Genomic DNA, 21544 nt, shown 5'->3' with positions numbered 1-21544 from the left:
AAGGTAATGGATAACCTCTACTTTTCATTTTCAATCTTTTTTCTTCCTCATGCTGGCAGGACACCACAACAGACTCCACACGGATAGGCCTGCCGTCTTCATATTCCACGGTCACCTGCGCTTTGCCATCCGGCAGGATTCCCGTTATGTAGGAGCTTTTCCTACAAGCAGACAATTCCCGGACAATCCGGTTTGCCAGAACCACGGGCATAGGCATCATCTGGGGAGTCTCATCACAGGCATATCCAATCATCACGCCCTGATCCCCGGCTCCGTTCTCCCATTCCGATGCGCTGTCCGGAAGGCTCTTCCTCTTTTCCACGGAACAGGATACTGCCTTGGCAATGTCTGGACTCTGCCTGTGTACTAATGCATCCAAATGGATACCATCTGCGGAATATCCTATATCCCCCAGAACCTTGCGGACAATACCAAACACATCGGGTTCACATTGGCTTGTGATTTCCCCCGCCACAAGGATATTACCCTGTGTGGCAAGTACCTCACATGCTACATGGGAATTTTTATCCTCCCTCAGACAGGCATCCAGAATGCTGTCTGCGATGATATCGCACAGTTTATCCGGATGCCCATCTGTTACGGCTTCTGCTGTATAAAATCGTTTCATTAACATACCCCTTCTTTCTGTAAAAAAATAGCAGGATGTACTCTCTTTACGGAGTACATCCTGCACCTAAAATCGTTTCTATTCTATTTTCCTGTCAGCTGTTTTTCTCAGGACAAAATGTTTTGGCTGCTATCTTAACAAATTTCACCATCAGCGGAATGTATGTGGCTACAAATATAACACCGGCCACAAGAAATGGATATTTCCTTTTTTCCTTCGGTATGAGCAGACCTATCATAATCCCCATCGCACATAAACAAAACTTGAGCAATGCCAGGTCCTTCCAATCGCTGTCTTTTACATATTGGTTCGCACATTCAAATATTTTTTTCATGACCGGATACCTCCTATTTTCTGTAAGTTTTCTTCTTTTATATTATCACAAAAACGGATAAGAATCATTACATTTTCAAGAGATATTCTTGTTGCTAGATTCGTCTTTCCTCACTGCCACAATTACAGTTCTGGCATTATTCCACTCATAAGAGCAGGTGACAAGCGTCAGTGCATGTTCCGAAACGTCTCCAGTATCCTCTGTCTCGAACAGTCCAAGGCTTTTGGCCTGCCTGACATATTCCCTTACCCCAGTTTCTGCATCAAACGCTGCCTTCTGAAACGGAAACATGGACAGGTCTGCTTTCATTACAGACACAATCTCATATTCCGAGATTCCAGACAGGGTCTGGAAAAAGATACGTTTGTGCTTTCTCCAGTAATCCCGGGAAGTGAATTTACCCAGCGTTCCAAACATAGCACCGGAATTCATATTGTGACCGTAGATGATTAGGTTCTGCCCCTCCGGCACAGCACAGTTCCACTGCAAAAACAGACTTCCGTTTCCATCCCATTCTCCCTTGTAATTGCGTTTCAGATAGTATTCCTGATTCTCCTCCCCCCTTTGGAGAACAGGGTAGTCAATGCCAGTTCCGGGAATCGTGAGCCATCCCTGAATATCCGGGTACTGTGCCTGCATTGCCATGAGGTCAACGGCTGGAACTGTACCCTTTTCCCCAGCCTGTTTCGGGTTCTTTTGGACGGGAGTGTCTCCCGGAGATGGTTCCTCCGGGAATTCCTCCTTGAGCTGTTCTGCCGTCTGCCGGTTTTGTTCCGGCTCTATGACCATTTCCTTTAGAAGGACTCCTGCGCTAACAATGCAGATAAGAATCAACACTGCCTGCAGGAAACAACTATTTCTCTTTCTTTTCATCTGCCTGTATCACATCTTCCTGATGTTTCCTTTTCCGTATTCTGATCACGGCCAGCGCTGCAGCAGACAACGCGCAGATTATCACCAGAGCAATCGGTTTCCAGGGATTCTCTCCCGTCTTGGGAACAGAGGCAGCCGGGGTTTCCGGCTTCTTTTTATCCTTCATCTCCACTTTCTGTACTTTTGCAATGTCCTCCAGTGTAAATTTCACATCTTCCGCTATTTCATAACCATCCGGCGCTGTGATTTCACGCAGGGTCAGCTCTACGCCTACCGGAAGCTTTTCTATCTTATGTGGTTTCCCATCAGTCACCCACTCTTCTAGAACCTTTCCGCCCTTATCAAGAATCTGCAGCTTTGCCCCTTCCAGCTCTTTCCCGGTTGTGAGGTCCGTTTTGGATATCTCCACTTTGGAGCATTCATCCTTCATTTCTACCTTCTGCATCTCTCTGGTATCTTCCAGAGTAAATTTTACGTCCTCCGCAGTTACATAACCATCAGGAGCTGTGATTTCACGCAGGGTCAGTTCTACGCCCACCGGAAGCTTTTCTATCTTATGTGGTTTCCCATCGGTTACCCACTCTTCCAGAATATTACCATCTTTATCAAGAACCTGCAGCTTTGCCCCTTCCAGTTCTTTCCCGGTTGTAAGATCCGTTTTGGATATCTCCACTTTAGAGTATTCATCCTTCATCTCTACCTCTGGAATACTTCCGTCTTCCAACACGGTAAATTCCACATCTGTTGCAGAAACATATCCATCTGCAAGGGGAGGCAGCTCTTCATGCAGAATATAATCACCTGCGGGAAGACCAAAGACCACATGCATCTCTTTTGTGCTGGTCCACTCTTCCACGACATTCCTTTCACTGTCAAGAATCTGTAAGGTGGCTCTCTCCACTTCTTCCCCGGTAGTCAGGTCTGTCTTAGTGAAATGCGTCTCTGTGGGCTGGTTCTCCACTTCTTTTGTGAGGCTGATGATACTGTCATCCTGATTTTCATAAACAGCTTCAAATTCCCAAATCTCCTCATTAGGCAGATATCCGGGCACATGCTGCTCCTTCACATAATATTTTCCGTGACACAGCTGGCTGTCAAAAGTAACTGCCCCGTCCTCTGCGGTGGCTTTCGTTTCAATCAGGGTATCCTTTGGAACCAGTACCTCTCCCTGTGCAGACAGGATATCTTCTCCTGCATATAATTCGAAAACAACACCCTCCAGAGGCTTACCGGATACACTGTCTTTTTTCTGGATGGAAAGCTCCACCTTCTGTCGTTCGTTTTTGTAATCCACAGTTTCATAAACAACTGCAGCCATATCATTTTCCGCAGACAGTGTAAATTCTTTCTGCTCTGTATTCAGAACAAAAGAATCTCCTGCTTTGGTCTCTCTCAAATAAAAACTGCCCAATGGCAGGTTGTTAACTACACTGATCCCATTGGAATCCGTTATCAGGGTTGCCACCAGATCATCTTTCTGGTAACGGATGATGGGGTCTCCATTTTCATCTACGGAACCATCCGGGGAATAAATCGTATCTTTTGCATACAATTCAAAGACTGCACCTTCCACGCTGGCTTCTTTGTAGACAAACTCCTGCCGGATCCCTGTGCTATCGGTTTCTGCCCCGGTGACTGCATCTTTCAGGTCAGAGAAAAATCCTGCCACCTTTTCAAGAATGGATTCCCCTTTCACCTCAGTGAGCTTTTCCCCGACCTTTTTAAGCATCAGGCTTCCTACCTGCTCATCGTTATACTGGGTAGCTTCTACGAGATAGGCACCGGTGTCCGGATCAATCTGGTGCGGGGTATTGGCATTGATGACCAACTCAATCCCTTCCTTTGAGTTCTTTTGATAGACACCCTTATCTGTGATATCGAGTGGCGATATGGCCGCTTCACCATCTTTTAACATCTGCTCATATCCATGCCTTACATAAAAATCCGGCGCAGAGATCTCTTCAATCCGGAAATGTCCCGCTTTCAATGCCTGCGGCAGGACAAGATATCCTTCGCTGTTGGTGGAAAATTCTGAGATTTTCTTCTTTTCCGGATAGTTGATAATCTGCTCTATATATTCCTCCTTCTCACAATCAAAAATTTTATAAGTGGCGGAATTATTCAGAACCGTCTGGTTTGTCTGTGCGTCCTTCTTGATGATCTTTAGCAAAAAATCAAACGGACGGTCATCAAAGATACGCCACTGCTGCGGCTCGCGGCTGTCACGGTCGACTGTAACAACAAAGGGATTGACCTGTTTTAGATTCGCCGGTGTCTTTGTTTCTACACAGACGTAAGAGCCATATGGCAGCTCCACACTTTTCGCATATCCTTTGGCATCGGTCACTAAAACAGGAACATCGACTGCCTTACCATTTTCATAAGTTACTGCTGGCTTTTCCCCGGTAAAATCATAGGCTGTAAAATCTCCCGCTGTATAGCTTGACCCATTAGACGGTTTCAGGCTTCCATTTTTTACTTTAGACAGTTCACTGATCAGATAGACTGTAAATTCAGCGCCCTTTACCAAATCTGTCTCAGTCTGGCTTCCATCTTCTGATACTTTAATAATCTGGAATGCCTGCTTCATCACATCCTCTTTTCCTGTAACTGCCTTTGCCAAAAGGGGCTTCTCCTGTCCATCATAGGTCAGCGTGGCATCATACTCCGTGGTATCCAATTGATAACCATCCGGTGCAGAGATCTCTTTTATGAACATGCTTCCCAAATTTACATCCTCAAATACGGTCTCCCCACTTTCTCCAATGATCTTTTGTTGGATCAGGCTGCCCTTCTTGTACAGAATGCCTGTTCCATCTGGCTTTGGGATATCCGCCTTGGCATACAGTCCATAGACTGCCCCTACAAGCTTTGCGTCCCCCTGTGAGAGAAATTCCTGTGTTTCCACATCCACTTTCCTTAAAGTGATTTTCCCCTTGACCGGTGAATCTACTGCCTCTACCTTCACTGCCTTTTCTGTCGATACTTGAACCGGATATATCGTCGTATTGATGGCATAATTGGCAGGTGCGGTGATTTCTTTTACATACACAGTTTTTAAATTTGCATCGAAATAGTTGCTGACTGCCTTTCCATCCGTACCGGTAGCCGGCATCTTCATGAGCAGGTTCTGGCACACAGGATCCGTATAGATTCCGTATATAGCCCCCGCTAATACATTTTGTGTTTCCTTATCCTTCTTTTCCAGTTCAATCCTGGCCATTTCCAGCCAATCTACTTGGAAGCTTACTGGCTGTGCACTTTCCGATTCAAAGACACCAATATCCTGATTTGCTTCTCCGGTTGTAAGAACCAATGTTCTCCAGGTCTCCCCTACAGAACCCTTCAAGTTTCCAGAAGAATACTTTCCCGTTACCGTCATTTTGGCTTCCAGATAAAAGGTGTCGCCTCCATAAACTTTCAGTTTTCCATTGGACGCTGAGGTTTCTTTCGTTTTATTATATCCTGTCACATTTTTTGGAATGTTAATGGATATATAATTCCTGTGGTCACCGTTCAGTTTGATATTTGGCGTTTTCTGGATATCACCGCTGCGGACAGCCTCTACCCTTGTCTTCGACAAGGACAGCTCTCCCTTTGGCGGCTCTTCCAACCCGGTCAGGTAATCAATATAAGCGATCACCCCTGCATTGACCAGATCATTATAGTCACATCCTGTGAATGCTGCTTCTCCTGCATAAGAATAACTGGCAGCGATATGGGTATAAACATATTTTTCCTCCGCACTTTTTCCGGATAAATAGCTGCCTGTCACATCACCTGCACCACCATATCCATAATAGAGAACTTTCTGCAGTGCCTTATTGGAATCCAGCACCTGTGCCACATAATCCCCTGTTGGAGGGCTTGATTTATGGGATTCCAGACAATATGCAAGCTTCCCGTTTACTCGAAACCAGCAGGTCAGATAATCGCCAATATAACTTGGATAGTAAATGGTTTCTCCCTTTTCCAGGGTAACGCCTGCCCTAGCGGAAAAGCGATTATCTGCACCTGAAAATACCAGGACATTCCCGGATGCAATATCCTCCTCCAGCTGTTGAAGTGCTTCTCCTGTATCTTCTTCATCGGTACTGATCACCTGAATCTCCGGCTGTGAGTCAGCATCCTCCTCCGAGTCTTCCTCAGACTTGGTGTCCTCTTTCTGTTTCCTGCCGCCATTATCTTCTATATGGGCCTGCCCTTCTGTATCAGTCAGAATAATCTTACGGGTAACAAAATAAGGATCCCTTTTGTCTTTGGGAACTACCATGTATTTGGCTATATAAGTTCCTGCCTGGTCCGGATGGTATGCACTGCCATCCTCTGCTTCAATCTCTGCAAGTGTCACTTCCTCCTGACTGGAATCATAAGTAATCCCATCCATGCAGCTTTCCACCAGAAATGTGTCATCCGACACATCCTTTGTGATATCTTCTGCCACAACCGTAACTGTTTCTTCTGCCGGTTGTGTATCTGCCAATTCGGCCGCTGCTGGCTCACCGGCAGTTTCGGATGTTTCACTGGTTTCGGCTGCATAGGTCACAGCACTTCCCAGTGTACTCATCCCCATCAGCAGGGCAAGTCCCAATGCCACTGCCCTCGTTTTCATTTTCCTGATCTTCATATCATGCTCCTTTCCACCCGCTGACGCAGGTGCCTTTTTTATATTGCAAAACCGCAGGAATGCCTGTTCCCTGCGGTTTATCTGCTCCGTCCATTTTCGGTACGGCTCCTGCTATTCCTTTTTTGTTGTCCCAGATCCTTTTTCGCGCGTTTCACGGCCTCCATGACAGGTTCCACTGGCAGTTGGTTCTGCCTGCATCCTTCCAGGATCCCTTTCAAATAAAAATCTGATGGTTTTGCCGGGCAGTCCTTATAAGGGGCATTCATGACATAAACTGTAACATTTTGTTGCATACTCCCTGTATTACGAACACAGACCGTCTCTTTTCCATACAGGTGTGGGTACCCTTCATAACGATCCAGGCTCTTTTCACAGCGTGGAGTGATCCGCCAAAGTACACCGTCTACGTGGCTTCCCTCCTCCGGAAGGATGGTTGCTACTCCATTTCCCGGATTATCTCCACAAAATGCCAGACGGTAGCCTTCCAGACGGACATTCTCAACAACTGAGGCATCCGGACATCGGAAGTCCATCTGTTCTAAATTCATGTTGCTGCCATAGGCAAAATAATATCTCTCTTCTATATTCAAACACCTCCTACCGTGTCTCTTCATTTTTTCTCAAACACGTATAATTGTTTTTATCATACCGCCATGCCCTGTCGCCCTCCAAATTTGCAAGCAAATGTTCCCGGACATTCTTATACTCCGGTCCGATCAGTCCCAGACGAAGCAGGAAGGTCCGGAAGGTAAAACAAGGATTCTCCGTAATTTCGGTTTTTCTCATGTGGGCACATTTCTGGTTGATAGCCTGTGCAGAAATGGCAAGGGCAAGCGTAATGTTTGCCCTCACCTTCCCAGCATGAAACGTGCTGTTAAAACACCTCCACTCCACTGTTCCTTTGTCAAATACCGCATGGAGGTTCAGGGCATAATATCTTGTCTGGTCGTAGTGGCTGTGGGAATAGCCTCCATTTCTCTGCTCTTCATACCAGAGCTGCCGGAACTTCTCCATAGACATGTTGTTTGACGGCATCCTGCGGATATCGGCCAGCACATTTTCCCGTACTTTTTTGCACCACTGATCCACTCTAGTGGGGTTAACTTTCAATGCCTTGAAGAGAATATCCTCTTTTGCATACATGATAGTCAGGGCATTCTTGAGGCTCCTCGGGGTGTGGTTCGACGCATCCACATGAACATGCATCCCACAGGATGAGTTCACCCTCCCTCCATGATTCCGCAGACATCTCACAACACTCTGCAGCTTTGCCATTTCAGAGTATTCCAGCTTTGGGCTGACCATTTCCGTTTTATAATCATCCCCCGCATAAGTATAGTGGCTGCCTTCTCTCCTTCGGGCGTGAATACTGCTGTCATAGGTGAATCTCCATTCCTTTCCTTCTGGATCCTTGGCACCCCAGGTTTTATAATAAGTACCGATATAATATGGTGTCGTACCGAACATCTCTGCTACTGATCTGGCTGCCTGCTCTCTGGTAAGTCCAGTCATCTCAATCTCTGTACCAAAATATTGTTCTTTTAAATCGATAGGCTGTCACTACCTTTCCTGTAGCCTCTAATGCCGCAAAACAAATCAAAAAATCTTATGATTGCATATACCGACCTCCTTCATATTATGGACTGACAAAAGAAACGGCATGGATTCCTCCACACCGTTTCTACCCTTTTATCTATTTGTTCGTTAAATTGCATCCTCGAAGTCTGCCTGTATTTCTTCACTTACCTCTACTTCTGCTGACTCCTCTGGCTGTTCATCCAGTTCTGTTTCCTCATCATTTGTTCTTATTGGTTCTGGCTCCTCAGCTTCTGATTCTTCTTGTTCTGGTTCCTCAGCCTCTAAATCGCCATTTTCTTGTTCTCTGACATCCCCTTCTTCCGGCTCTGCCGGGCTTTCCGCTGTTTCTACCGGCATTTCTCCGCCCTCTTGCTCTGTCTCTTCTTCCTGCCTATATTTTGCTTCTTCGGCTTCAATCGCCTGTTGGATAATGGCAAGCAGGAAATCTTTTTGTTTACAGCCTTTTTTCATTATGACTGTTTTCAGTCTTACAAAAAGTTCCTCACTTACCTGTACTGCTACTGTTCTCATATCCATGCTCATCCTCATCTCTCCTTTGCTGAAGTGTTCTTCAATGACCTGAAGTATAAATTTCTGTGTGCTGCTCTCTGTCTCTTCAATCTCCTGCCTGACCTTTTCATGCAGGTCCAGCGGGATTTTTCCACATATGTTTTTCATCTCTGGCATATGCGTCTCTCCTTTCGTTTTGTTATACACAACATACTCCAAAGATGCATGGAAAGCTATTCACAATACCCAACAAAGATCAGCCATTGAAAGCTCCGGAAACCAAGCATATGCAATAATGTATCTATATGGGACTGAGTCTGCCAAATAAAACGCAATTATCCCCTCAATCGGCACCACCTCCTTTAAATACTGTCATCCAATTTTGATAAAAAATCCAACATCTGGTCCGGGATTGTATCTGCCACCGGAACTTCAGGACATGTCATTCCGCCGCTTTTCAGTTCTTCCCGAACAGTTTTCCGGATCACCTTCTCCAGATATCCCCTCTCCTGTACTCTTAGAATAGCCTGGACCAGATACTGGTTTTTCTGCCCCTCCGGAACATGCGACAGGAGCTCCCACGCCTGTCTGTGCTCCGCGATATCCATGTTGGGGCGAAAGGAAAAAACGGGGCGTTTCACTTCGCCCACATCTGCCCTACAATGCGTTCATACCCGGATGCGTTGGCATGGACGTCTGTCAGGAAAATCTGCCGACACAGGCCATCCTGCGGTGTCACGTAGCGTTTTATGATGGCTGAACCTCCGCCCATGAATACGGAGGGAATTGCTTTTAAGTCAAATCCCGCCTCCATCACGGAAGACAGGATCCGTTCCGTATACAGCCTGCCATAGCGCAGGATGATTTCTTTTGCTTCCTTCTCCATGCTGCAGGGGTTCCCTCCCAGGACACGCTCAATCTGAACATCCGTTACAGACAGTCCTGTCCGTCTTCGTACCTGCTCCATGATCTCGTCAATACACCGTATGACACCCAGTTCCAGGCTGCGGCATGTGCCCGCATTGGGAACAGCGTTATCCAGCCGCATCAGATCCACCGTCCATCCCCCTACATCGATCAAAAGCACAGAAGGCTCTCCATTTATAAATTCCGGATGCAGTGCCAGGGCAGAATATCCCTGGGGGAACAGTTTTATATCTTCAATCTGAATTTCATAGCCTTCATTTTCATAACGGAAACACAGTGGCTGTTCTTTGCGGAACAGATACTCCCGGAACGGCTGTTTCTCCCTGCCGAAGCCGGCAAGCGGAAGACCGGCTGCGAGGACAACTCTGGTCTTCTTTTCTGCTTTCCGGTACCGGATCTCCTTTGCGATTGCTGCCATAGTCAGCAGGTAATAATTGTCATTGGCTGTTTTATCTTTCATTAGCGTCTGCCGTCCCGTACCACAGACATAATATGTTCCCTGAAACTGCAAGACATTCTGCATCGTATACGGCTCATAATCATAAGCGGTAAGTCCTGTTGGGAAACACACGTGGGAGCTCTTCATAGCATAATATCCATGATCTATTCCAATAATAATTGTTATCACATCCTTTCTGTCTTTTAGGTTTGGAAGAATTTTCCCCTCCTCTCAAATCACTCCCCAGCTCCTATTGCCTTTTAGTAAATTTCGTGTTGGGGGAGGCCTCTTTCTTTTTCCCCAGTTGGTAGGGTCTTGTAAGTGCTGGTTCGATGCATTATGAGCCTGGAACGGGTAAATAGTTGAGAAACTCCCCACATCTCTCTGCATGTTTCTTGATTTGAATACTTCCATGTTTATTCAGCATCAACATGTTTTGGTATTCCTCCTCTGTTAAGAACCGTCTATGGTATTCACCTTTTCTTCCCAGAGCAGACTGATCCTCTATAATTAGAAACTCGACCAAATGGGCTGTGTCTTCCCGGAGACGTTTTTGACAGAATATTTTATCCCCTTTCACATAGTTCACTCCCTGTGCTTCTCTGGCGGCCGCCAGCAATTCGTATACACTAATCTCCATCTTCTTCAGATTTGTCACCTCCTCTCCAACAAAAAACAGGCATCACACTTGGTTTTTCTAACCAAGTGCCTGCCTGTTTCTCTACTTATTACGCTCTGTTAAGTACACTTTAACCACTAAAACTGCCTTTTTCCAAGAACGTGTGTATTTAAAATAATTCGTCAAGCTGAAATTTACATTAGTCAATGATTACTTTAATAGATGAACATTTGCCACTATTGCATTGGCTTTCAGAAACACTGCAAGCGGCAATTCCCAATGTGATATTCAACAATGCTTTTAATATGATTTGATCTCCCGCTTCAGAAATAGGCTTTTCTACTGAGATATTTCCGTTAGTATTGATTTTCGTATGCATAAACAGATTGACAGGTGTAATAATTGGCCGTTGTTCTTTAAGGGCATTATTGATATTATCGAAACAGTTTCGATGTCCTTTACCATTATGGTAGAAATAATCATACATTTCTGGTCGGCAACATGGGTGTAATAAATCATGTTCGCCAACATCATCAGAAAGAACTTCCATCATAGGAGTATATAAGTTTGTATAAATAGTGTCCCCAATTTTTAATTTTAAAGATTCATTACAGTCAATCGTTACTCCAGTTGAAAGAAATTCATCCGGTTTATCTGTCACTTCTGCAAAAAAGTCAACCACTTGACCGCCCTCAATGTCAACCACTGTAATATTTTGTCCTTGCTGAACATCAATTTTTATTCCCGAACACGCTGGTATTATATACTCTTTGCTCATTATTCTCGCCTCCATAAATTCTAATTCATCAACTTCAGATAATGCCTATTAAGTTTACCTTTGATTTGTAAAATTAACCAGCAGATTCAGATACGGGCATCCATAGCTCCATGTAGACAGCATCCGGCAAGCTGTTGTAATACATTTCAGGAGAGTATTCATCCATAGATAAGCCGTGCTTTTCAAGCCACAGTCTGCAGTACTTAACAGCTTTATTGATTGCCACCGTTACAAGCTGCTCAAAATTTTCTGCTTCAAACCCACAGACAATATACTCTCTCGCAGGAAGCTCCCATTTAACAAAATGGCTGGCCTCCGCACCCTGTTCTACTTCTGACCCGGCAAAATAAGTGAAGTATCCCTCCGGCACATCTCCCAGATAGGCAACACCAATCTCACGTCCACCATTTACCCGTGGGATACCGTGTTTTTCACGGTGTAATCTTTGCCAGACCTCTCCGGGCATGTCTACGCCGGTCGCTTCACCAAGCGGTATTTGTCCGTCAATGGGGATGATTCCTGTCACACCCATAAACAAGACTGGTTGTTCCAGTGTTTTGCGGTTAAACTCCAATACAAGACCATCACTGATGAGGGGGACGCCTTCATCAATCATAACGTAGTGGAGCAGCAAATCGGGCTTATCAAACTGGTTAAGCATCACCGGATGCTCCCGATACGATTCCGGTGTCATGCCGTAGGCTTCCTTGAAAGCTCTGGTAAAGGTCTCATGGTTTTTGAAGCCACAGTCCAAAGCGATGTCTAAAATGCGGCTCTTCTTACTTTCAAGCGACTGACAGGCGCGAGCCAAGCGGCGCAGCTTGATGTATTCCCGCACAGGCTTCCTGACAAGGCGGGAAAAGAGTCTCTGATAATAAAATAGTGACAGCGCGGCTTCGTTCGCAAGCCACTCAATTTCAAATTCTTCGCTGATATTTGTTTCAATATAATCCAGCGTTTTTTGTATTGCTTCCCATGCGTACATGATATGCACCTCCTTTATGGACATCATATCACGAGAAGAAGCATCTTCGCTTGACCTGCTCTGCCCTTTATGAATTTGTTCAGCTTACTCACCAAAGCTAACATAAATAATCTACAACCACTTCTTTTTTTGCATAATTGTCTTTCCATACTAATTTCGATTTATCGAACAATTGGCCCTTGCGTACCGTTTAAGGCAAAAGTTTTACATAGATCTCTTTTTCCGTGTCAAGCACAAAGCCGCAGGACAGTAGCAGGCCGCAGGATGCCTTGTTTTCCTGCTCCGGCTGTACCACAATTCTTTTTGCGTCAGGGTGGAAGGCAATCCTGTCTGTTAAGTCCGCCACAATCATTTTACCCAAGCCATTACGGAGGCAGTCGAGTTCCCCAATCATATAGTCAATGCTGTAAGACCCACCCAACGCTGTGTAGCCTCCCCAGAACTCACCGCTGTCTTTGCAGGCGTAATACTGGCAAAAACCGATGGGCTGACCTTCATGCTCCACAATAAAGTGGTGAATCCAGCAAAACTCGCCGTCCTGCTCCTCAACTTCATTGATCCAATCCAGTGGATCGTGGTACCACCTGGCAACGTGCGGCGTATACAGCCATTTCTTGAAAACGGGCAAATCCGTCTGTTCCATTTTTCTAAGTTGTATCATATCTTCCTTCACAATCTTTCACATCTTGTCTTACTCTGTTGTACGCCTTTATTACAAAGTTTCGGTAGCTTCCTGATTTTTTATAAAATCGTATGCAAAAGATACTGCTTCACACGTAAGGTTTTCGCACATATGCGGTGGGTCGTTATCTGTAAAACCATTAGGGCGCAAATGGTAACAGCTTAACGAACCAAACCGTTGCGTAAACGCTTCTGCAAAATTGTAGCAAACAGACACAATCGTTTCCTCATTTTTTCCAAGCTGACTATAATAAATCCCTATAAACATTAAGCCACCCTCAACCAACCCACATTGTGCTCTGAATCCTCCTGCACCATGTAAACCAATGGCTGATAGGAGTGTTTGTGCATTATATTCAATATTAAAGAGTTTTCCCAAGCAAATTAAGATAGTTCTTGCGCAATTTATATCATTATTCCAATATAGCTCATGTACTTTCTCTTTTATATTCATTTTACACGTCACCTCACTTAAATATTAATGCTTCTTCTTTGCTAAACTGAAAACTGTCAAATCAGCTTAAACACCACTTTACAATATTTGTAATCAGTTTTGTTGGCAATGCTTTATTATATGGAAAATAGATTGCATTTTTCTTTGTGACAAATTCATTTAACTCGGATGCAAATTCTCCGATGGCTTCAACTCCTACATAAAAACTAATATGCTCTTTGCAAGCAGAAAAAGAGATAGATTTTCCTTCTTTTTCATAATACGGCATACTCCATAGTATACGTTCATTTATACATGGAACACTATTTTGTAGTGCAATCATCATTTCTGTTAAATGGGAATGTGTCTCTAATGGTTGCGAATCTATATATTCGAATACTGTTTCAGGTGTTTTCCCGCAATAATGTCCCTGATTTGTTCTTTTAAACTCTCTTCCACATTTGGGGCATATCCACATATTTTATTTCCTCCTCAACTTCTAATTTTCCCTGCCACAAGCTGGGATTTACATCATTCTTTGTAGATAGATTTTCCAAACTCATAAGCTTTTATTAAATGCTCTGTTTTGTCTATCTGCGGTTTTCCGTTTGTATCTCCACAACCACCAGCCAATACCATACCTTTATCATTGAAACCAATATAATTTATGATTGCGAATTTGTAGTAAGATACTGCTTGTTCGTAAGTCCAAAAGAAGTTGTCAGCCGATGTCATTAGTAATGCTGCATCTTTTATCGGGTATTTCTCATATCGCCCATACGGTGGGGCGTCATCTTCTTCCGCAATACAATAAAAACGTTCAATAAATGCTTTTAACTTTGAAGAAATCGTCCAAAAAAGAAGGGGAGAAGCAAATACAATACAGTCTGCAGACGTAATTTTAGGTATCAAATCGTTAAACGCATCTTTTTGTATGCATGGTTTGCCATAACGACAGGCATTACATCCAATACACCCTTTAACTTCGACCTTATTCAAAGACACTTTTTCTACTTCATGACCAACCTCAACAGCCCCTTTAATAAATGCATCCACTAATTGATTTGTATTTCCGTTTGGACGTCCACCACCAATAACTACTAATATTTTATTCATCGTATACCTCCGTAATTTTAAATTTTCATAATAGATTCTAATTCTTCCATAGTGATTCTTTTATAAATTTCTTCCATTGGTTTTAAATTTTTCTTGAGTCTGTCCACCATCCAAACAATCCGCTTTTCACGTCCAGCGTCTGTCTTTGCATCAAGGTATGCCCGTGTATAAATTTTCTTTATAGATGAAGTCATCGCTTGAAAATTTGTGTAAACAGGTTCGTACCTTTCCAACAGTGCAGACAGGCAGGTAATCTGTTCCTCTGTAATGATTGAAAGAGGATTTGAAGCGTCCCATTGACCATTCTTCTTGGCCTCATCTATCTTCTTCCTGCCAAAATCAGTCATAAGTCCCCGTTCCTCAAGGTTTTTTACTAATGCCTTATTCTTCTCTGACCATTTGCTATTCTTTCTCCGCAGAGAAAAATATTTCTTATAAGTTTTATCATCAATCTTTTCCATCTATCCGTCAATCCAACCAAAACAGAGAGCTTCTTCCAGGGCCTCCCCCACTTTTATAGTTTTTGGTCCACCTGCCTTACTGAACAAAAGCCAAATACCATCCTTTGACTGGCAATGCTTACAAAGCCATTCCCGAAATTCTTCTCTATATGTAAATTTCATTGTTTCGCTAATGATATATCCCTCTCTATCATTTGCCTTGCTCACCAAAAGCGGTGCTTGCGTAACCTGATGATTGCCCCATAACGTTTTTGCCAATATTGAGCATTACAATCAAGCCACCTTTATGTATTCTACATAGAAGAATTCTTCCATTATTACTATTGACTTTTTTATAGACATTTCTCGTCTCCCACCGTTAATCCCGGGTACTTTTCTATCCTGCTGTTTTGATTGGGTAAATTATATCATATTTAATTAAAGAACTGTATTGAATATTTATGAAGATGCTTTAATACTGTTTTCTAAAAATACTTTTACTAAAACTTCAAACACAGATTTAATTGTCATAGTGCCCGCTTCCTTTACATTCTGCTACATAAAAATCCGGTATATATCAAATAATACTCTTATAAAAACGTGGGGAGCGACAGATTAATATGCAGCAGTCAGTAATCCTTCATTCCGATATGAATAATTTCTACGCCTCTGTTGAATCTCTAGACAATCCCAGCCTCCGTGGAAAACCTATGGCAGTTACCGGTGATCCAGATGCACGTCATGGGATTGTCCTAGCAAAGAATTATGAGGCGAAAAGATATGGGATTACAACCGGTGAACCCCTATGGATGGCCAGACAAAAATGCCCTGAAATTATATTTACGCCGCCAAGATATGACAGGTATATTGAATTTTCCCAGGCTGCCAGTCAAATCTATGAAGAATACACAGACAGGGTAGAATCTTTTGGCCTGGATGAATGCTGGCTGGATGTGAGTGAATCCACTGGTCTCTTCGGAAATGGAAAGGTTATCGCTGACGAAATCCGTACCCGGATCAAACAGGAACTTGGTATTACTGCAAGTATCGGAGTCTCCTATAATAAGATTTTCGCAAAACTGGGCAGCGACATGAAAAAACCGGATGCCACAACCGTGATCGGGCAGGACTTTAAAGAAAAAATCTGGGGTCTGCCAGCCGACATGCTGCTTTATGTCGGGAAAGCAACTTATGCAAAATTATTAAAACATGGCATCCGTTCCATTGGTGATTTAGCACGTACAGACCCTATGTTTTTAGAGAGGCTGCTTGGGAAAAACGGATTGATGCTATGGGCATTTGCCAATGGCCTTGACCGTTCTCCTGTCTCACATACCTATTCCCACAGGATCATTAAAACCATAGGCAACAGCACCACAACGCCCCGTGATCTGGTTACTGATACAGACATAAAAATCATTTTATATATACTGTCCGAGAGCGTGGCGGAGCGCATGCGTAAAGAGAATTTTTATTGCCGCAGCGTCCAGATCAGCATCCGGGACAATACGCTCACTTCCTATGAACGGCAGGGAAGGCTTCATATCCCCACCTGTACCTCACAGTCGATTTTTGAAAAAGCCTTTGCATTGTGCCAGGATAACCGTCCGCCAAATCCGATACGCAGTCTGGGTGTACGTGCCTGCAAGCTTTCGTATATGGAGTACCGTCAGCTTTCCTTTTTAGAAGAAGCAACTAAAGATCAGAGACAGGAGGATTTAGAGCGGAGCATTGATAAGATACGGCAGCGCTATGGTCACTACTCCATACAACGTGGAATTATGCTCATGGATGATAAACTTTCCCGCCTTGATCCAATTGCAGAGCATACAATTTATCCAGAAGCATTTTTAAAAGGGCAATCCCAATAATAAATCTCAGGAGGACATAACAATGTGCGGAAGATATAGTTTATTTACAGAAGAAGAAAATCAGGAAATTATGCGTATTGTCAAATCACTTGACAATCGATATCCTGGAAACAATATGAAACATGGTGAAATTTTTCCTACAAACACAGCACCAATCCTATGTCTGGAAGAAAACGGTATAAAACCAGAACTCGGCACATGGGGATTCCCACGGTTTGGGGCAAAAGGTGTCATCATTAATGCCCGCTCTGAAACTGCAGACAGCCGTCCCATGTTTAAAAAGAGTCTGCATACACGCAGATGTGTGGTTCCCAGCACAGGCTTTTATGAATGGTCACAGAGTGGTACAAAAACCAAGTACCGTTTTAACCTTCCCAATGATCATACACTCTATATGGCAGGCATATTTAATGAGTTTAATGGTGAAAACAAGTTTGTCATTCTGACAACAAATGCCAACAATTCGATTGCGGATGTCCATAACCGCATGCCTGTCATTTTGAAAAAGGAAATGGCTGAAGATTGGATTATGTCTGAAGAGTTTGCTCTGTCATATCTCCATGCCACTATGCCGGTGTTACAACGAGAAGTATCTGCCTAATTAAATACGGAAATGTCCCTCTCACTTTTACGCTAAAAAAGTAGGTATGAAGTTCTGTTCAAACCTGCTGTTTGCAAAACAACACTGCTGCATTCCTACTTGATTATTCATTCACAGAATACATCAAACAGGAAACACTCATTCTGTGAATATCTAACAATAAAAAAGCTGGTAATGAGACTATATTCTCTCATACCAGATATCTAAATTCTACATTACTTCATACACATATTTTCCTATCAACTGTGTATACCGTAACTATATTCCATTCTTTTTAACTCTATATACTTGATGCACCGCCAAAACTGTTACCCCAGTTTACATCCAGCACAAGAATCTGCTTTTCACCCATCAGTGCGGCAACAATGGCTGTCTTCTGTTTCATCCCCTTACTCATCCTTTTCAGGTTAGCAGTGGGGTCCAGCTGGAGCAGTTCGATGATATGATTCATGTATTTAAAGTCTGTAACTCCGAGATATTTCGCCTGTGATTTTAGAAATTCGGTACCTGTTTTCAGTGCGGGAAAAGCGATCTCTCCGGGGACATAACTGACATTTTTCATAATATCCGCAGAACTTTTCCATGAATCAAGGCCGTCAATAGTTGAACTTCCGGAATCAGGCCGGATAAATCCCATCATATTGCGGATTGTCGTGGTCTTTCCGGAACCATTTGTTCCGACAAAGCCAAATACTTCTCCTTTGTGGACCTCCAGATTTATATCAAAAATACCGCGTCCCTTGCCGTAGTCTTTGGTCAGTCCGTTTGTTTTTATAATAACATCGCTCATCACTGCACCCCCTCGAATATTTTATCTTCATGATAAAACTGCATAAAATAATCTTCCAGAGAAAAGGGGAACTCTGTAAAATCACTGACATGATATTGGGAAATATCTGCCAGGAACGGTGTGATTTCACTTTTTTTCAGCTGGATTCTGGCGCGCAGCTTTCTTTCGTTTATGGAGGTAAAATGATAATGATGTCCGGTGAAGTCCTGCCACTGCTTTTTATCCTGAAAAGTAACCCGGTAAATCTTGTCACTTTCTCTTCTCAGTACTTCGGGGTCAAATTCCGAAACAATTTTTCCATCCCTGATGATTGCAATTCTGTCACAGGAAGCGTCTACTTCATGGAAAATGTGTGAGGATAAAAATATAGTTTTCCCTCTTTTCTTTTCTTCCAGAATATATTCAATGAAGATTTCCTGCATAATAGGGTCAAGCCCAGACGTTGGTTCATCTAAGATTAATATTTCGGGGTCGTGTAAAAATGCAGTAACAACTGCAAGTTTTCGCTTGGTTCCCAGACTCATCTGCTTTAATCCGATATTAGGGTTGAGTTCAAACTTTTTCAGTAATGTATTCAAATAAGATGCATCTGTGACACCTCTCATTTTCTTTTGCATTTCTAAAAACTGTGTACCGGTCATTCCGTCCGGCAGCGCAATTTCTCCGGGCAGATACCCGACTTCGTGCTGAAGCTCTGCGGAATAATCCCAGCAGTCATTTCCGTTGATAGTTGTATTTCCGCTCTGTGGTTTCGAAAACCCCATTAAATGCCTAATGGTCGTGCTTTTTCCCGCCCCGTTCGGTCCGAGAAATCCGAAGCACTCTCCTTCATCTACATGAGCAGATACATCGAACACACCTCTGCCGTGTCCGTAGTCTTTTGTCAATTTGTTGACTTCTATAACTGACATCCGTATCTCTCCTTTACTTGTTTTATGCAACAATACGTTGTATGATGTGATTATAAATAAATCAGTCTGCTTTATCAAGCAACAATGTTGAACACACTGTTGCTTGATGATGGAAGATAAATTATGTAGAATTTTTAGCAGAGAGGAGTAGGTGCCATGAAAAAACAGCCGGAAGTAACCGCGGCCACAAGGAAAAAGTTAATGGATGCATTCTGGACAATCTATAAAGAAAAACCGATTGAAAAAATATCAGTATCCGAGATTACAAACATAACCGGTAATAACAGAGGAACTTTTTATCACTATTTTAAAGATGTCTATGCGGTTTTAGAGCAGATTGAAGATGATCTGATAAAAGAAGTGGGCGGGGATGTGAACAACTTTTTAAGTGGTCATTCTTTTGAAACGGATTCACGGAACATTGATTTGCTGTATTCGATCAGTATGCCGATTTTTAAGAAGCATGAGGAGAAAATTTTCACCCTGCTTGGCCATAATGGGGATCCCCAATTCAAAAATAAGTTCAGGGAAAGCTTCCGGGCCATGCTGATCCAGTTCTGGAATCTGCCGGAACAGCCCCAGTATCTGGAGTACCTGATGGAATATACTTATTCAGCAATGACCGGGTTAATGGCCAAGTGGTATGAAAACGGAAATGACCTGACAGATGATGAATTCTTCAAGATGGCACAGGGGCTAGTTGCAAATGGAGTTTTGGGGTTCTCAATCGCTTCGGATGATTTGCCGGGTGGTGGTCAGGTTATTGAATCTGCGTCTACACAATAATCTGTTCCGGTAATATAAGGAATCTGTTTACAAAAGGCCCGTACAAATTCTATTGTTGTACGGGCTAAAATAATGATATATGCAGTTACTAGGAGGAGCGTACTTTTTTCAATAATATGCTATTTAAAATGACTGCGGTAAACAGGATTATAAACAACGGTATGACTGCAGATGAACTTCTATTATTTTGTGATAATAGTATATATCCCCACGTAGCCGGAAACAGCTTTCCTATATTTTCAAGGATTTTAGGAAGGAATTCGGCCGGAAACATAATACCCGATAGCATGATTGAGGGTAAAAATATAATCTGGCTGTACATTGTCAATTTTGCCTGACTTTTGACTGCCAGTCCCAATATGCATGCAATACTTAATGATACTGTGATAAACAAAGCAAGGGCCAGGAAGTACAGCGGCAGATTTGACGGTATACTTGCGTGAAATATGATTGGAGCTGCTGCAAAAATGATCAGTCCCATAACCATTATATGAATGAAAGCAGATACGAATAATGATACGAGGCCAAAATACATAGGTATCCCATTGGCAGAATACATTTTCTTTATATCTGTTCCATATATTTCTACTATTGAAGGCGGTACTCCGGCCAGTGCACCCATAGAAACACCCATAACTGTCATGGATTGTATCAGGGTATTCTTTGCTTCGGGCATGAGTGATGTAAAAATACCACCCATAACGGCAAAAAACAAAAGCGGCACAAGATAACAGGTCACCAAAAGCGTTTTACTGCGAATATCCATTTTAAACTGTAGTTTAATACCTAGTAATAAAGCGTTCATTGATTTACCCCTTTGCAATATCTATAAAATGTTGTTCTAATGTGCCGCGGTTTATTTTTAAATCAAGAATTGTAATGTTTTTCCGTTTATATTCTTCTAAAATCTCTAATAAACTATCGGCAATACTGCCTGTCGAATATTCTTTTTCGCCATCTTCACTCAATATTTTTATCATATACCGTTTTCCGACTTTAGATGCCAGTTCGCCTGTTGTTCCTAAAAAACTGATAACCCCGTCATTAAGAATTGCGATGCGGTTACATAGATTTTCTACTTCTGACATATCATGGCTTGCTAAAATGATCGTCGTACCCTTTTCCTTTAATTTGCGGATTTCATTATGCAGAGAAATTCTTCCCTCTACATCCAGCCCCGCAGTCGGTTCATCAAGGAATAAAACATCCGGACTTCCGATAAGGGCAAGGGCTAAATGCAGTCTTCTTTTTTGCCCGGTCGATAATTCTGTGTAAAGTTTCTTTTCTAAATCGTTTATTCCAAGAGCATATAATAAAGAAGTATCTGTATCCGCTTTTTTCCACTTTGTAAATAATTGTACTGCTTCTTTTACTTTGATATAGGAAGGCAATGAGGCGGATTGCAATTGGATACCGATCTTTCCTTTTACCTTTATGGTTCCAGAAGTATATTTAAGGAAGCCTTCAATACATTCAAGGGTAGTCGTTTTGCCTGCACCATTGATACCCAGAATTCCAAATATTTCACCCTGTTTTACATGGAAAGAGATCCCTTTTAAAACCTCAGTATTCCCATAACTTTTCTTTAAATCCGTGATTTCTATTGCATAAGACATC

General features: G+C 42.9%; 24 protein-coding genes. 3 read left to right on the top strand and 21 right to left on the bottom strand.

Annotated features, from left to right (window positions below; all coding sequences use genetic code 11):
* The 17 genes from DWX43_RS16645 to DWX43_RS16565 form a co-directional block, all read right to left on the bottom strand.
* On the bottom strand, window positions 1-628 hold a 628-nt coding region (locus DWX43_RS16645; protein ID WP_147356312.1), incomplete at its 3' end, for an S-adenosylmethionine synthetase N-terminal domain-containing protein.
* 94 nt (window positions 629-722) lie between these two features.
* Window positions 723-962: a permease of phosphate ABC transporter gene (locus DWX43_RS16640; RefSeq protein ID WP_118621098.1), complete on the bottom strand. Its 240-nt coding sequence runs from the start codon at window positions 960-962 to the stop codon at window positions 723-725.
* 75 nt (window positions 963-1037) lie between these two features.
* A complete protein-coding gene (locus DWX43_RS16635; protein ID WP_118621097.1) occupies window positions 1038-1835 on the bottom strand; it encodes a class B sortase in 798 nt (265 codons plus the stop codon).
* Complete coding sequence (locus DWX43_RS16630) at window positions 1816-6462, bottom strand: SpaA isopeptide-forming pilin-related protein (protein ID WP_118621096.1); 4647 nt, start codon at window positions 6460-6462, stop codon at window positions 1816-1818. The genes DWX43_RS16635 and DWX43_RS16630 overlap by 20 nt, the downstream gene beginning before the upstream one ends.
* A 77-nt stretch (window positions 6463-6539) precedes the next feature.
* Entirely contained in the window at window positions 6540-7052 is a 513-nt protein-coding gene (locus tag DWX43_RS16625) for a gamma-glutamylcyclotransferase family protein (RefSeq protein WP_330582277.1), read from the bottom strand.
* Between the two features lie 7 nt (window positions 7053-7059).
* Complete coding sequence (locus tag DWX43_RS16620) at window positions 7060-8013, bottom strand: amidoligase family protein (protein ID WP_118621095.1); 954 nt, start codon at window positions 8011-8013, stop codon at window positions 7060-7062.
* A gap of 153 nt (window positions 8014-8166) precedes the next feature.
* Window positions 8167-8727 (bottom strand): hypothetical protein, encoded by a 561-nt coding sequence (locus DWX43_RS16615; protein ID WP_118621094.1) that lies wholly within the window; start codon window positions 8725-8727, stop codon window positions 8167-8169.
* A 185-nt stretch (window positions 8728-8912) separates the two neighbouring features.
* Window positions 8913-9200 (bottom strand): plasmid segregation centromere-binding protein ParR, encoded by a 288-nt coding sequence (locus tag DWX43_RS16610; protein WP_330582276.1) that lies wholly within the window; start codon window positions 9198-9200, stop codon window positions 8913-8915.
* Window positions 9188-10105: a ParM/StbA family protein gene (locus DWX43_RS16605; protein ID WP_330582275.1), complete on the bottom strand. Its 918-nt coding sequence runs from the start codon at window positions 10103-10105 to the stop codon at window positions 9188-9190. Before DWX43_RS16605 ends, DWX43_RS16610 begins: the two co-directional genes overlap by 13 nt.
* A 148-nt stretch (window positions 10106-10253) precedes the next feature.
* Window positions 10254-10574 (bottom strand): DUF5720 family protein, encoded by a 321-nt coding sequence (locus DWX43_RS16600; RefSeq protein WP_147356311.1) that lies wholly within the window; start codon window positions 10572-10574, stop codon window positions 10254-10256.
* Between the two features lie 160 nt (window positions 10575-10734).
* On the bottom strand, window positions 10735-11313 hold the full coding sequence (locus DWX43_RS16595) for an urea carboxylase-associated family protein (protein ID WP_118621091.1): 579 nt from the start codon (window positions 11311-11313) through the stop codon (window positions 10735-10737).
* A 73-nt stretch (window positions 11314-11386) separates the two neighbouring features.
* Window positions 11387-12298, bottom strand: coding sequence for an AraC family transcriptional regulator (locus tag DWX43_RS16590; RefSeq protein ID WP_118621090.1), 912 nt, complete (start codon window positions 12296-12298; stop codon window positions 11387-11389).
* Window positions 12299-12488: 190 nt separating this feature from the next.
* Window positions 12489-12959 (bottom strand): GNAT family N-acetyltransferase, encoded by a 471-nt coding sequence (locus DWX43_RS16585; RefSeq protein WP_118621089.1) that lies wholly within the window; start codon window positions 12957-12959, stop codon window positions 12489-12491.
* Window positions 12960-13010: 51 nt separating this feature from the next.
* Window positions 13011-13433: a C-GCAxxG-C-C family protein gene (locus DWX43_RS16580; RefSeq protein WP_118621088.1), complete on the bottom strand. Its 423-nt coding sequence runs from the start codon at window positions 13431-13433 to the stop codon at window positions 13011-13013.
* A 61-nt stretch (window positions 13434-13494) separates the two neighbouring features.
* A complete protein-coding gene (locus DWX43_RS16575) occupies window positions 13495-13890 on the bottom strand; it encodes a DUF1801 domain-containing protein (RefSeq protein ID WP_118621087.1) in 396 nt (131 codons plus the stop codon).
* 53 nt (window positions 13891-13943) lie between these two features.
* Window positions 13944-14528: a flavodoxin family protein gene (locus tag DWX43_RS16570; RefSeq protein WP_118621086.1), complete on the bottom strand. Its 585-nt coding sequence runs from the start codon at window positions 14526-14528 to the stop codon at window positions 13944-13946.
* Window positions 14529-14545: 17 nt separating this feature from the next.
* Window positions 14546-14989, bottom strand: a complete 444-nt coding sequence (locus DWX43_RS16565) for a YdeI/OmpD-associated family protein (RefSeq protein ID WP_330582274.1) — start codon at window positions 14987-14989, stop codon at window positions 14546-14548.
* A 599-nt stretch (window positions 14990-15588) separates the two neighbouring features.
* Here DWX43_RS16565 and dinB point away from each other — a divergent pair.
* Both dinB and DWX43_RS16555 read left to right on the top strand, forming a co-directional pair.
* Window positions 15589-16839: a DNA polymerase IV gene (gene dinB, locus DWX43_RS16560; protein ID WP_118621085.1), complete on the top strand. Its 1251-nt coding sequence runs from the start codon at window positions 15589-15591 to the stop codon at window positions 16837-16839.
* A gap of 22 nt (window positions 16840-16861) precedes the next feature.
* Complete coding sequence (locus tag DWX43_RS16555) at window positions 16862-17440, top strand: SOS response-associated peptidase (RefSeq protein ID WP_118621084.1); 579 nt, start codon at window positions 16862-16864, stop codon at window positions 17438-17440.
* Window positions 17441-17720: 280 nt separating this feature from the next.
* Here DWX43_RS16555 and DWX43_RS16550 read toward each other — a convergent pair whose 3' ends face one another.
* Window positions 17721-18230, bottom strand: coding sequence for an ABC transporter ATP-binding protein (locus DWX43_RS16550; RefSeq protein WP_118621083.1), 510 nt, complete (start codon window positions 18228-18230; stop codon window positions 17721-17723).
* Complete coding sequence (locus tag DWX43_RS16545; protein WP_118621082.1) at window positions 18230-19141, bottom strand: ABC transporter ATP-binding protein; 912 nt, start codon at window positions 19139-19141, stop codon at window positions 18230-18232. Before DWX43_RS16545 ends, DWX43_RS16550 begins: the two co-directional genes overlap by 1 nt.
* A gap of 156 nt (window positions 19142-19297) precedes the next feature.
* Between DWX43_RS16545 and DWX43_RS16540 the strand changes: the two genes are divergently transcribed.
* A complete protein-coding gene (locus DWX43_RS16540; RefSeq protein ID WP_118621081.1) occupies window positions 19298-19927 on the top strand; it encodes a TetR/AcrR family transcriptional regulator in 630 nt (209 codons plus the stop codon).
* A gap of 88 nt (window positions 19928-20015) precedes the next feature.
* Here DWX43_RS16540 and DWX43_RS16535 read toward each other — a convergent pair whose 3' ends face one another.
* Both DWX43_RS16535 and DWX43_RS16530 read right to left on the bottom strand, forming a co-directional pair.
* Window positions 20016-20732, bottom strand: a complete 717-nt coding sequence (locus DWX43_RS16535) for an ABC transporter permease (protein ID WP_118621080.1) — start codon at window positions 20730-20732, stop codon at window positions 20016-20018.
* A 4-nt stretch (window positions 20733-20736) separates the two neighbouring features.
* Window positions 20737-21543 (bottom strand): ABC transporter ATP-binding protein, encoded by an 807-nt coding sequence (locus DWX43_RS16530; RefSeq protein ID WP_118621079.1) that lies wholly within the window; start codon window positions 21541-21543, stop codon window positions 20737-20739.
* Between the last annotated feature and the right edge of the window lies 1 nt (window position 21544).

The sequence above is a fragment of the Clostridium sp. AF19-22AC genome, assembly GCF_003479085.1.
Classification (GTDB): Bacteria; Bacillota; Clostridia; order Lachnospirales; family Lachnospiraceae; genus Faecalicatena_A; species Faecalicatena_A orotica.
This window is presented reverse-complemented; position numbering and strand designations above follow the sequence as displayed.